Origin of the sequence: Ectobacillus panaciterrae DSM 19096 (assembly GCF_000430785.1) — a bacterium.
In the GTDB taxonomy this organism is placed as follows: Bacteria; Bacillota; Bacilli; order Bacillales; family Bacillaceae_G; genus Ectobacillus; species Ectobacillus panaciterrae.
Genome location: NZ_AUMR01000102.1, coordinates 1 through 12,473 on the forward strand (window position 1 = coordinate 1; position 12,473 = coordinate 12,473).

The window sequence follows — 12,473 nt, forward strand, 5'->3', positions numbered from 1 at the left end:
TATCTCAACAATATCGTAGAGCAGGATCATCGCTTTATTAAAAAACGAATTCGCCCGATGCTTGGATTAAAGTCCTTACGGACTGCCAAACGAATTATTGCGGGGATAGAGGCTATGCACATGATCAAAAAAGGACAGACTCTCCAAAGGGAGAAGTCTGTCCAAAATCAAAAAGAATTCATTCATAAATTGTTTGGATTAGCTTCATAAGCTAGCAATTTAAAGGAAATTGACACTCTATGTTTCTATCGAGTATTTTTTGCACCAGAACCTATAAATCAATTGGCCTTTCCAAATAATAGAACGCGCATACATATCGTTTTGCTAGTTGTTCTTACAAATAAAAGGTATCCTCATGAAAAGGATACCTTTTATGTCTATGTATTTATTTTACGGCCTCTTTCAACTCTTTACCTACTTTAAAAGCTGGTACAGTGGTTGCTGGAAATTGCATTTCTTCTCCAGTTTGTGGGTTACGACCTGTACGTGCTGCACGTTCACGTGTTTCAAATGTTCCAAAGCCTACAAGTTGAACTTTATCTCCACTTTGAAGAGCTTGTGTAATCGTATTTAATGTAGCCTGTACGACAGACGCAGCCTCTTTTTGAGAAATCTCTGCTTGTTGGGCTACCGATTTAATAAGATCTGTTTTATTCATATGTATCACTCCATATTTCATAGATTACGAGGATTATAACGTATTCAAGATAAGTGGACAAGTTTTATTTTTCTCCAGAAACCTTTAGCTGATTGATATATTCCTGAAATTGTATCCAAGTTTGCTGGTGATGTGGCAACACAGAATACTCGAGACTTTTTCCTTAGTAAAACGAGAGATACTAAATCAGCCAAGCGCTTCTTGAAAAGAGCTTTGGCTTTTTCGTATATTGCCAGACCCCGTGTAATAACAGTAGATAAAAATCTAGCTTATCCAGTAGCGATTCAACAGCTGAAAAACGAAAAAAAGATGCCGGAAGGCATCCAAATAAGGCAAGTAAAATATTTGAACAACATCGTGGAACAGGATCATCGATTCATTAAGAGGCGAGTCCTTCCTATATTAGGGTTCAATTCTTTTGACACAGCTACATCCATTCTTTCAGGAGTAGAAGCCATGCATATGATTAAAAAAGAGCAGATTGATTTACGGGATCAGTCTGTCCAAAATCAGAAAGAATTCATCCATCAATTGTTTGGGCTTACAGCATAAGATACGATTCCGCTAGGAATATATACGCTTTATTCTCTTTTATTTTATCTTTGCACCAGAACCAATTGTTTATACTGCGTGTTAACGAAGAAGTTAGCATGGTAAAACAATTTATCATGTCAGTTCATTAATTTCGGATTAGGTAATCAAATGCACCTAGAGATGCGTTTGCTCCTGATCCCATTGAAATAATGATTTGTTTGTATGGGTTATTTGTACAGTCGCCTGCAGCAAATACACCAGGTACGTTTGTAGCACCGTGCTTATCTGTAACAATCTCACCGAATGGAGTGCGTTCAGCTGTGTCACCTAACCAATCTGTGTTTGGTACAAGACCGATTTGAACGAATACACCTTGTAATTCGACGTGATGAACTTCTCCAGTTTCACGATCGATGTAAGAAATACCTTCTACTTTGTCAGTACCAGTAATTTCTTTTGTTTGAACGTTCTTTAATACAGTTACGTTAGGTAAGCTGTAAAGACGTTCTTGTAATACAGCATCAGCTTTTAGTTCTGGCAGGAACTCAAGAACAGTTACGTGTTTTACGATACCTGCTAAGTCGATTGCTGCTTCAATACCAGAGTTACCGCCGCCGATAACTGCTACGTCTTTTCCTTCGAATAAAGGCCCATCACAGTGTGGACAGTATGCTACACCTTTATTTTTGAATTCAGCTTCACCTGGTACACCAACATTGCGCCAACGAGCACCTGTTGCAACGATTACGCTCTTACTCTTTAGAACCGCACCGTTTTCAAGTTCCACTTCGATTAAGTCTTTCTTTTCTAAACGCTTCGCACGTTGTAAGTTCATTACGTCGATGTCGTAATCTTTTACGTGTTCTTCAAGGCTTGCTACAAGCTTAGGGCCTTCAGTGTGTTTTACACTGATGAAGTTCTCGATACCTATTGTATCCATTACTTGGCCACCAAAGCGATCAGCAACAATACCTGTGCGAATGCCTTTACGTGCTGCATAAATTGCCGCACTTGCACCAGCTGGACCGCCACCAACAACAAGAACATCGTATGGATCTTTATCCGCGAATTCTGATGCATCTGGACTGCTACCCAGTTTCGCAAGAATTTCTTCAAGTGTCATACGACCACTTCCGAATGATTCACCATTTAAGTAAACAGTTGGTACTGCCATGATGTCTTTACTTTCTACTTCTTCTTTGAATGCAGCGCCATCAATCATCGTATGTGTAATACCAAGGTTAAGAACGCTCATTAAGTTCAGTGCTTGCACAACATCTGGACAGTTATGACAGCTTAGGCTGATATAAGATTCAAAGCGATATTCACCTTGAATGTTTGTAATTTGATCAATTACTTTTTGCTCAACTTTTGGAGATCTGCCACTAACCTGTAGTAAAGCTAATACTAGTGAAGTAAATTCGTGTCCTAGAGGGATACCGGCAAATGTTACTCCAGTGTCTTCGCCGACACGATTTACACTAAAGCTTGGTGTTCTTTCTAATTCTGTTTTTTCTACTTTGATCTTTGATGACATAGTTGCTAATTCATCTACTAGAGCTAGCATGTCTTTAGATGTGTCATCAGATCCTGCACTAACTTTAAGTAGTACATCGCCTTCCATCAGTTGAAGATAGTGGGTTAATTGTGCTTTGATATCTGCATCTAGTACCATTTTCATTTTACTCCTTAAATTTTACTTCTTAGATTTTACCTACAAGGTCAAGGCTTGGCTTAAGTGTTGCAGCACCTTCTTGCCATTTAGCTGGGCAAACTTCACCTGGGTTGTTGCGAACATATTGTGCTGCCTTAATTTTGTTAATAAGGATGCTTGCATCGCGGCCGATACCGTCTGCATTAATTTCAACAGATTGGATAACACCATCTGGATCGATAATGAATGTACCACGAGCAGCAAGACCTTCTGATTCAATTAACACGTTGAAGTTACTAGAGATTGCGCGTGTAGGGTCACCAATCATAATGTATTCAATTTTTCCGATAGTTTCTGAACTATCATGCCATGCTTTATGTGTAAAATGAGTATCTGTTGAAACAGAATATACTTCAACTCCTAGTTCTTTTAGAGTTGCGTATTGATTTTGTAAATCTTCAAGCTCAGTTGGGCATACGAATGTGAAGTCCGCTGGGTAGAAGCAAACTACGCTCCACTTACCTTTAAAATTTTCTTCAGTAACCTCGATAAATTCACCATTATGGTAAGCTGTTGCTTTGAATGGTAGTACTTCTGTTTCGATTAATAACATAATAAAATTCCTCCTAAGTGTGAGTTTTGAGCAATATAAATTAGCGTGCTCATAAATTGATTTTTAATTAAGAAAATAAAAATAATTATAATTAGATATTAATTACCATATAAAAGTTTTTGTTTCGTCAAGGTAAATGTACAACGTTATCATACTTTGACTTAATACCATCCTGAATCGATGTTGGTAATATAATCAAAAAATTAATTAATCTTCAATTAAAATCAAATCAATTTAATCAATCTGTTCAAAATCAAAAGAAGACTAAAATCTTTGCAGTTTATAATATCTATAAACTCTCTTAAACAATTTGTTTAAGAGAGTTTAAACCTATTTAAAATCACATTCCTTAAGATCGACAATTTTAGTTTTATATTTTATCTTATAACCAAACCAAATACATAAAAATAAAATGACACTAATATATGTCGTGAATAAGTCAGCCCATGAAATCTCCATTCTCATAATGTCCTTATATTCTTGCCCCGCTATAATAATTATACATAAGATAATTGAAACAATAGGAGCGAAGGGAAACCACTTAGCTTTATAAGGGAGATTACTGATATGTCCTCCTTGTGCTATATAAGCTTTGCGAAATCGATAATGACTTAATGCAATACCTAGCCAAGCTAGAAAGCCGGAAAGACCAGAAGAGTTTAATAACCACATAAATACTTTTCCTTCACCAAAAAATGAAGAAAGAAAAGCAAGCATACCTACTAAGGAGGTAACAATTAAAGCATTGATTGGTACACCATTTTTATTTAATTTCATAAGTGATTTTGGAGCTTTGCCCTCTTTAGCTAAAGACCATAGCATTCGAGTAGATGCATACATCCCAGAATTCGCAGCTGATAGAATAGATGTTAATATCACAGCATTCATTACTGATGCAGCAAATACAAGACCAGCTTTCTCAAAGACTATTGTAAAAGGACTCATTGAGACATTCTCAATATTGACATTCATTAGATAGGGGTGTGTATATGGAATGAGCAACCCAATTACAAAAATAGAACAAATATAGAAAAGTAAAATTCTCCAAAAGACTTGCTTGATGGCTTTAGGTACATTTTTTTTAGGATCCTTACTCTCTCCAGCTGCAATTCCAATTAACTCTGTTCCTTGAAAAGAAAATCCTGCAATCATAAAAACCGATAGGATACTAAAACTATTAGATGGAAAGGGAGCTTCATCAATAGTAAGATTTTTAAAACCAATAAATTCTCCACCTATGATTCCAATAATGGTAAGTAGTCCTATTAATAAAAAAACTATAATTGTTATTACTTTAATTAAAGAGAACCAGTACTCAGCTTCTCCAAATGATTGTGTAGAAAAGTAATTAAGTAATAATATTATGGTTAAGAAAATAGCACTCCATACAATTCCCGGAACAGATGGGAACCAAAATTTCATTATAATAGCAGAAGCAGACAACTCGACTGCTATTGTAATAGCCCACGTAAACCAATAATTCCATCCAAGAGCGAATCCAAGAGCTGGATCTACAAATTTAGAAGCATATGTACTAAATGATCCTGAATCGGGTAAGAATGTGGCCATCTCACCCAAGCTCATCATAAGTAAATACACCATTATCCCAATTAAAATATAGGAAATTAAGGCTCCACCAGGTCCTGCCATTTGAATAGACGTACCACTAGAAATAAACAAACCTGTTCCGATAGATCCACCAATAGCAATCATAGTAAGATGTCTTGTTTCTAATGTTTTTTTTAATGTGTTTGTAGGATGTGCATTGGTTTTATGGATTGTATTGTCTACACTTGAAGTTACAGTTGCTCTTTCAGAACTCATAATTTCTCCCGTATGATTTTATTTAGAGTGTTTAGAGATAACATAAACTTTTAAAGATTTAGATAAAAGTGATATGAATCTCTTTAAAAAATTTATTAAAACAGTCTAAATCAATACAGAACACATCTGTATATATTGGAACACTCTGAATTTTGCAGAGGATACTATAAAAGCGACCGGAGGGAATAAATTCTTCTCTTCGGCTCTAAAGATGTTTAGCTTATTTAAAGCTTAAACTCCAACTAAGTCCTTGCTGTCTTCATAAATTTCTCCCATAGTTTCATGAGAAATGTTTTTAGCTAGATCTTCTTGGGATGCGTAACTGAAAACTACAACCGTACGACGAGAATCATTCTTTAATGGTGTAACCCTATGCAATGTAGTACCAGCTTTCATAAAGTAACAGTGGTCCTGAGGGACATAGAGACTTTTAATTTCACGATTTTCTAAAACTGCCTTTAGTCCAGCTTCTGGATTTTCTTTATCCCAAACAGTGTCAGGTACATACTCAACTAGAGCACCTTCACCTTCTTTAGGAGCTTCAATAACCCAAATTAAAGCGAATGTATAGTCATCCCAATGCCATCCGTGTGTATCACCTGTTTTTTGCTGATTATTAATGATAAATTCTTCTGGCGTATATGGGATACGATGAATCGGTTCATTGTTGTTCAAAAATGTTAAGAAATTTAAAATCACTTCAGATTTAAAGAACGCTGGGATTAATTTCCCACTTTCAGAAATACTATCACGATTTACTACATTGAAGTTACGAGGTGTATTACCTGTGGCTTTAATAGTAATATCACGACGTTTTGCATTTTCTGAAAGGAGATATTTTGCTTCAGCAGACATAGCTGCAATTAAAGGTTGAGGCAACATATCATTCATCATTGCTAATCCCTCATTTTTAAACCTCTCTTGAAGTACTAATAAGTAATCTTTTGGAAGTGAGTGGATGTGATTTTCTATAATTGTGTCAAATTGTTTTTGAAATGTCATAGTAAATTCCTCCTATTTTTCGAATAAATATAGTTTATTTATCATCAATTACTTTAATAGCATGTAAACCATTGCTACTTTGTACAGAAAGCCCTAAGTCAATGCAGTAATTTAAGTAGTCTGTAATATCTTTTGTAATAACTTCTCCTGGTAAAAGAACAGGTATACCTGGTGGTGTGACAAGTACTGACTCGGCAGCTACTCTCCCAATGGCTTCATCTAGATCTACATATTCGACTTTTGAAAAGTATGCTTCCCTAGGGGTCATGGCTAATGTAGGTAGTGTCAATGCTCTTATAGCACCTTTGCTCTTGGCAATTCGTTCAAGATCAATTGGTATCGAGCCGTCCTCAAATCGACTGGCTAATGAACGTAATGCTTGTATCAATTGTTCAATATCACATTCATTATGCCCAATCGTTACAATAAAAAGAATATTATTCACATCGGAAAGCTCAACTTCTATGCGATAGTCATCACGTAAAATGTTTTCAACTTCCCTACCTGTTACACCCCAATTTGTTACATTTATACAAATTTTTGTCTCATCTAAAGCAAAACTAGAACTTGAACCACTCAAATCTTCTGGTTTTAAACAAGAAAGCCCGTATATTTTATTAATAGAATTTCGTGCTACACGAGACAAATCTATTGCACGTTGCAGCAACCCTTCTCCATTTATTGCCATTTGCTTACGAGCAGCATCTAATGAAGCCATCAATAGATAGGATGCACTAGTGGTCGTAATTAAAGAGAAGTTCTCTTTAACTCTATCTAGGTTGACTAATCCTTCTCGAATGTTAATCACACTTGTTTGAGTAAATGAACCTCCCATTTTGTGCATACTTGAAGATGCAATATCTGCACCTGCTTCCATAGCAGAGATAGGGAGATCCGGATGAAAATGCACATGTGATCCCTGAGCTTCATCTACTATGACTGGTATACCTTTTGAATGCACATAATCTATAATGGCTTTCAAATCTGTCACAACACCATAATAGGTAGGATTTATTATACAAACACCTTTAACATCTGGATGCGCTTCCAAGGTTTTCTTTATATTCTCTAAACTAATTCCGTGACAAACACCATATATCGGATCAATTTCAGGAGATATAAAAATTGGTACCGCACCAGATAAAATCAGTCCACTAACAATAGAGGCATGTACATTTCTAGGAACAATAATTTTATCACCAGGATTACAAATGCTCATTATCATAACCACGTTGGCACTGCTTGTTCCTTGAACACTGAAAATAGTATAATCAGCTCCAAAAGCTTCTGCCGCTAATTTCTGTGCTTCATGAATAATACCAGTAGGATGACGTAGATAATCTAGTGGCGGTATACCTACTAAATCAAAACCTAAAGTATTTTTTCCAAAAAATGTAGTAAATTCATCATCCAGCCCTCTGCCTTTTATATGACCAGGTGTGTGCATCTGTAAATAGTCGCGTTCTATATAATTCTTTACTCCGGTAATTAAAGGAGTATCATATTGTTTATTTTTGTTCTTTAGTAACAAAGTTTCCTGTTGGAACTGCAAACGATCACCTCAACTAATTAAAGTAATTTATTATCTTGTTGTAAAAAGAAACATACTTCATCTGGTGAGTTGGAAAACATTCACACCTCGACACACCAAAATATGGATAATAATCCCTGTTTTGATCCTCCTTTTATAATTTAATTTTTTAAAACATTAAACTTTAATTTCCTAAGATTCGGTTTTTAGTATAAATTCAAAAAGGTAATTATTAAAGTAGGCACTTTATAGTATCTTAGTATCATATTATATTCATGATAAATTTTAGTAAGTTAGTTATTTAAAATCACAAACATGATACCTACTCTATAACTGAGGAGTGTAGGTATCATCTATAAATACGGGTTTAATAATAAACAATTCAACAATTAACATCTGTCAAAACACACATAATACAACTTTTGTAGTTGCCCTGATAATACTTAAAGAGAATGATTCTTTTTTCTAGAGAATTATTTTTATAAAAAAAAGAGTTCCCGTTTCCGGAACTCTAAAGCATACATCTTATTTTCTAAAACAAAGATAGTAAATATTTACTTCCTCAATTTTTAGCTGAAGTCTTAGATAAATTGTTCATATGGATTATGTAATTCCTAGCGCTTTCTTCTAATTTTTCATCTGTTAAGTTGTGTTCTGCGCCATACACGGCAAATGTTGGTAAGAACTTCATACCAGTGTAAAGGCAAGAAGCCTGATAAGGTTTTAGCAATTCACTTAATGTATATTCATTCGCTTCACCTGCTTGATATTCTTTCTCTACTACACCAGCAGAGATAGCTAAACCAAATTCTTTTCCGTGAAGCTTATCTCCTTTTGAACCGTATGCAAACCCATATGTTAAAATATCATCAAACCACTTTTTCAATAATGGGGGAGAACTGTACCAATAAAATGGGAATTGAAAAATATAACGATCATGATCTAGTAATAGTTTTTGCTCATAGTCGAGATCAAAGTTCCAATCTGGATAGCGTTTATAGATTTCATGTACAGTGAAATCTTCTGGGTATTTCTTTATTTCTTTTAACCAACGCTTATTTACACGTGATTCTTCAATATTTGGATGTGCAATAATGATAAGAGTTTTCATAAGTATTTTTCCTCTCCGTAAAAATAATATTTATTTTATCAGCAAACCATCTGAATATTTTGATGATATTGATATTATGTAATATATATATTAATGTTTAAAGTACGCACTTTTAAGTTCCATAGGTACTTTTAAGTTCCATAGGTACTTTTAAGTGCGTATAAAGGTGAAAGAGAGCATGCATTAATTTTTTACAAAACTTATATATAAATTACAATATCTTTCAGATTGGTATATATTAAAAAGTTAGTGGGAGAATTAAGAGCTCCTTTCCAAATAATTAAAAGGAGGACACTTCATGAAAGAATATAACTTTCCCATCGAAGCAACTCTCGATGTTGTCGGTGGGAAATGGAAAGTAGTATTATTATGTATTTTACTAGATGGTAAGAAAAGAACTAGCGAGATTAAACGTGTAATGCCTAATATTACACAAAAAATGCTTACACAACAATTAAGAGAATTAGAAGCAGATGGAATCATTGATCGTACAATGTATAATCAAGTACCACCTAAAGTAGAATACTCTTTAAGTGAATATGGAAAATCTTTAACTACAGTACTCGATTATATGTGTGAATGGGGTAAGTCTCACATTGGAAAACAGCGAGAAGGGATAGATGCTAATAAAAAAACATAATTGAGTCTTACAATATGTGGAATACATAAATAATCCCCCACACAAATAAAATTTTAAGATTTAGATTATGTTGACTTTTCCATTTATGTAAATATAATCAAATTGTCATATGTTGTATATAAAGTGTTTTTAATTAACTACTTACATACTGGTTAAGAAAGAGGGCTTTTAACAAATTTGACTCTAATTTGTAATTAAAAATTAAGTACAAACTTAATGGGGACGGAAAGGGGATTTATTTATGAGCGTAAAAGAAAAAATGAGATTAGGCGAAATGTATTGTGGGTTTGACAATGAATTAGTCAGGGCAAGAGAGAATGCAAAAAAACTTACCCGATTATACAACTTAACAACTGATGCAGAACGTGATTATCGTGAGATGCTAATTAATAAACTCTTTGGAAAACATGGTTTGAATACATTTATAGAACCAAACTTCCGTTGTGAATTTGGATACAATATTGAAGTAGGCGATAATTTTTTCGCAAACTTTGATTGTATCATCTTGGACTGTGGTAAAATAAAAATTGGAAATAATGTATGGCTTGGACCAAGAGTGCAAATTTATTCTGTAAACCATGTGATGGAACCACAAGCTAGAAAAGAAGGATATGAAATAGCGGCACCTGTAAATATTGCTGATAATGTTTGGGTTGGAGGAAATACAGTAATAAATATGGGAGTTTCTATCGGTGAAAATAGCATCATTGGATCTGGAAGTGTTGTAACAAAAGATATTCCAGCTAATGTCGTTGCAGTAGGAAATCCTTGTCGAGTGATCAAAAAAATAGATTAATTCTTAAGAATATTCTATCGTATAATTATACTTTTATTCTAAAATTCATTAATTATCAAACTAAAAAAACCTGTAATGTAGAAGAAAAAATCTACATTACAAGGTCTTTTTTAGTAATATTAAAGTCATTAGTTACAAATCTAAAATTCGATTAAATAGAATTTCAGAAAAATATATTATACAAATTAATCAACTTATTTATTAATTTGACAAGTGGGAGTATCTTAATTCATATAGGGTGTATTATCAAACTAATTGAGGTACATTACGATAATGATTATCGTTCTCTAAATACCTAGTTCCAAGTTCACACATTTGAAATAAAATGTCCTTTAGTTCATAACCCTTAGGAGTAAGAGAGTACTCTACTTTAAGTGGTATTTCTTGGTATATCTTTCTATCAATTAGCCCGTCTTTTTCTAACTCTCTCAATTGTTTTGTGAGCATGCTTGAAGTTATTCCAGGAAGTAACCCCTTCAACTCACCAAAGCGCTTTTTCTCATAAATTAAGTAATACATTATTAGCATCTTCCATTTACCAGTAATCATATTAGATAATAGTTCGATACCGCAATTATAAGTTAATTTCCTCAAAAGAATCACTCCTATATACTAGGGTAAAAAGAACAAAAACCAAAAGTAATTTTTTGTATCTGTTTCCAATAAAAGTTTATCATAGAGTTAACAGGGAAATAAACATTTAAAAAATGTGGCCCTTTTTGCATATAAAGGTATTTTGTGTAAAATTCCGATTGGAATTCATAATAATGCAAATAAAAAGTCAATTATAATCAGTTAAATATTACATTTAATTAATAAGGAAACAAACACCAACACCCATCCTGGCTGTTGGAATATGCCAGATTTTATACAGTTTTTTGACATATCTAGCACATGACCAGAGAGTCAAAACCCACACCACTGTGGCAATGTATAGAATCCTGCATATTTGGTACTTTCAGATATTCTAAGAAATGTTGATATCATGGGGATGGTGGAGATAAGGCACTTTTGATAATGAGATGTTATGTAAACCTCACATGTATATGATATACAACTTGCTGAAACAAAAAAATCTTATAAAGCTCCCTTTGTAGCTTTCAAAGCAACATTGGTGTTTATTAACCACTTTTATTGTAAAATTAATACAAATAAGTGTTTTTAATACAATTAAAGAAAGGAGTTGAAAGAATAGTGAGCAATCAAACAAAGAAAAACAGTGTAGTTATTACTACTTTAATTTCAGCATTATTTTTTTGTTCTATATTAATCCTTGGTTCGCTTTCTCCCTTAGCTGATTCAGGTCCTAATGCGAATACATTTGGTTCTTTAAATATGTGGTTATCAATTGGAATGATTCTCATACTATATATTTTGCCTCTAGTTTTGTATATGTTAGGAGTAAATTTTTCGAAATTTGTGATGGCAGCTTTTTGTAGTATAGGTCTTTTAATAACTGTTACAATTGTATTGATAATGCTAGTTCTAGTTTTAGTTAAAGCAGAGAACTTCTCAGAAAACTTGATCCCTTCACTAGGAGTTATTGGTTCTTGTTTAGGTGCAACTATCACTAATATTATTTGGTTTGTTATAGCTTTCAAATCTTCATCAAAAGTACATAAGGCTCTATAAAATTTAAGAAATTAAATAACAAAAAATCCCCTTCGGTAAAATGACCTGAAGGGGATTTTTATAAGCTATTAGATACATTGACTTCCGATAAATTATGTTATGTAAACCTCACATGTATAAGATATACAGAAAAAAACCCTTTTTAACGTATTATTCAAATGGTACAATCAAAGGAAAAGATGGAGAATTATTTGTAAATATTTACAAGGAGAAGAAAGATGAAAATATTACAAAATAAAAAGGTTTGTATTGCAATTGGAGCAAATATTATTTTTTGCATAACTCTTTATATATATTTGGTCTATTCTTCTGAATTTCTTTATATACATTATGGTAGTGACCTTCAGAAAGGTATTGAGGTTGAGCTTACATATATCTTTTTTGCTTTATTAGTTCCGTTGATGATTTCCATTATTTTTTCATCTATTTCTTTACGTAAAAAGGAAGGTTGGAAGGGCGTATTAACTTTCAATTTCTT

At 33.5% G+C, this 12,473-nt stretch carries 13 protein-coding genes and 1 pseudogene; 6 read left to right on the forward strand and 8 right to left on the reverse strand.

The genetic code is table 11. The features are described 5' to 3' along the window. A partial coding sequence (locus H540_RS0119110; protein WP_028401995.1) for a DDE-type integrase/transposase/recombinase occupies positions 1–210 on the forward strand: 210 nt, incomplete at its 5' end. A gap of 175 nt (positions 211–385) precedes the next feature. On the opposite strand, the gene H540_RS0119115 is transcribed toward H540_RS0119110, so the two are convergent. Beyond that, the gene (locus tag H540_RS0119115) at positions 386–658 is read right to left on the reverse strand and encodes an HU family DNA-binding protein (protein ID WP_028401996.1); all 273 of its coding nucleotides are present in this window, start codon (positions 656–658) and stop codon (positions 386–388) included. A 144-nt stretch (positions 659–802) separates the two neighbouring features. Between H540_RS0119115 and H540_RS0119120 the strand changes: the two are divergent. After that, a pseudogene (locus H540_RS0119120) lies at positions 803–1,210 on the forward strand (DDE-type integrase/transposase/recombinase); the annotation flags it as partial. Positions 1,211–1,337: 127 nt separating this feature from the next. Here the strand turns inward: H540_RS0119120 and ahpF are convergent. From ahpF to H540_RS0119150, 6 genes are all read right to left on the reverse strand, one after another. Further along, a complete protein-coding gene (ahpF, locus tag H540_RS0119125; protein ID WP_028401998.1) occupies positions 1,338–2,867 on the reverse strand; it encodes an alkyl hydroperoxide reductase subunit F in 1,530 nt (509 codons plus the stop codon). Between the two features lie 28 nt (positions 2,868–2,895). After that, the gene (gene ahpC, locus H540_RS0119130; RefSeq protein ID WP_028401999.1) at positions 2,896–3,459 is read right to left on the reverse strand and encodes an alkyl hydroperoxide reductase subunit C; all 564 of its coding nucleotides are present in this window, start codon (positions 3,457–3,459) and stop codon (positions 2,896–2,898) included. Positions 3,460–3,789: 330 nt separating this feature from the next. Continuing rightward, entirely contained in the window at positions 3,790–5,283 is a 1,494-nt protein-coding gene (locus H540_RS0119135) for an amino acid permease (protein WP_081415206.1), read from the reverse strand. A 231-nt stretch (positions 5,284–5,514) separates the two neighbouring features. Next, on the reverse strand, positions 5,515–6,285 hold the full coding sequence (locus tag H540_RS0119140) for a HalD/BesD family halogenase (protein WP_028402001.1): 771 nt from the start codon (positions 6,283–6,285) through the stop codon (positions 5,515–5,517). A gap of 34 nt (positions 6,286–6,319) precedes the next feature. After that, positions 6,320–7,837 carry an aminotransferase class I/II-fold pyridoxal phosphate-dependent enzyme gene (locus tag H540_RS0119145; protein ID WP_245592296.1) on the reverse strand — a complete coding sequence of 506 codons (1,518 nt, stop codon included), beginning with the start codon at positions 7,835–7,837 and terminating at the stop codon, positions 6,320–6,322. A 541-nt stretch (positions 7,838–8,378) separates the two neighbouring features. Beyond that, the gene (locus tag H540_RS0119150) at positions 8,379–8,927 is read right to left on the reverse strand and encodes an NAD(P)H-dependent oxidoreductase (protein WP_028402003.1); all 549 of its coding nucleotides are present in this window, start codon (positions 8,925–8,927) and stop codon (positions 8,379–8,381) included. A gap of 298 nt (positions 8,928–9,225) precedes the next feature. On the opposite strand from H540_RS0119150, the gene H540_RS0119155 reads away from it, so the two are divergent. Beyond that, positions 9,226–9,567, forward strand: a complete 342-nt coding sequence (locus H540_RS0119155) for a winged helix-turn-helix transcriptional regulator (protein ID WP_028402004.1) — start codon at positions 9,226–9,228, stop codon at positions 9,565–9,567. A 241-nt stretch (positions 9,568–9,808) separates the two neighbouring features. Then, a complete protein-coding gene (locus H540_RS0119160; RefSeq protein ID WP_028402005.1) occupies positions 9,809–10,363 on the forward strand; it encodes a sugar O-acetyltransferase in 555 nt (184 codons plus the stop codon). A 246-nt stretch (positions 10,364–10,609) separates the two neighbouring features. Here H540_RS0119160 and H540_RS0119165 read toward each other — a convergent pair whose 3' ends face one another. Then, the gene (locus tag H540_RS0119165; protein WP_034671462.1) at positions 10,610–10,966 is read right to left on the reverse strand and encodes a winged helix-turn-helix transcriptional regulator; all 357 of its coding nucleotides are present in this window, start codon (positions 10,964–10,966) and stop codon (positions 10,610–10,612) included. 591 nt (positions 10,967–11,557) lie between these two features. Between H540_RS0119165 and H540_RS32360 the strand changes: the two genes are divergently transcribed. Both H540_RS32360 and H540_RS0119175 read left to right on the forward strand, forming a co-directional pair. Next, positions 11,558–11,995, forward strand: a complete 438-nt coding sequence (locus H540_RS32360) for a DUF5391 family protein (protein WP_081415207.1) — start codon at positions 11,558–11,560, stop codon at positions 11,993–11,995. A gap of 218 nt (positions 11,996–12,213) precedes the next feature. Then, the coding region (locus H540_RS0119175) for a hypothetical protein (protein WP_028402008.1) at positions 12,214–12,473 on the forward strand (260 nt) is incomplete at its 3' end.

Coding starts and splice junctions, on each gene's coding strand:
- ahpF (WP_028401998.1), bottom strand. CDS start 2,867: ATGGTACTAGATGCAGATATCAAAGCACAATTAACCCACTATCTTCAA.
- H540_RS0119140 (WP_028402001.1), bottom strand. CDS start 6,285: ATGACATTTCAAAAACAATTTGACACAATTATAGAAAATCACATCCAC.
- H540_RS0119160 (WP_028402005.1), top strand. CDS start 9,809: ATGAGCGTAAAAGAAAAAATGAGATTAGGCGAAATGTATTGTGGGTTT.
- H540_RS0119150 (WP_028402003.1), bottom strand. CDS start 8,927: ATGAAAACTCTTATCATTATTGCACATCCAAATATTGAAGAATCACGT.
- H540_RS0119135 (WP_081415206.1), bottom strand. CDS start 5,283: ATGAGTTCTGAAAGAGCAACTGTAACTTCAAGTGTAGACAATACAATC.
- H540_RS0119155 (WP_028402004.1), top strand. CDS start 9,226: ATGAAAGAATATAACTTTCCCATCGAAGCAACTCTCGATGTTGTCGGT.
- ahpC (WP_028401999.1), bottom strand. CDS start 3,459: ATGTTATTAATCGAAACAGAAGTACTACCATTCAAAGCAACAGCTTAC.
- H540_RS0119115 (WP_028401996.1), bottom strand. CDS start 658: ATGAATAAAACAGATCTTATTAAATCGGTAGCCCAACAAGCAGAGATT.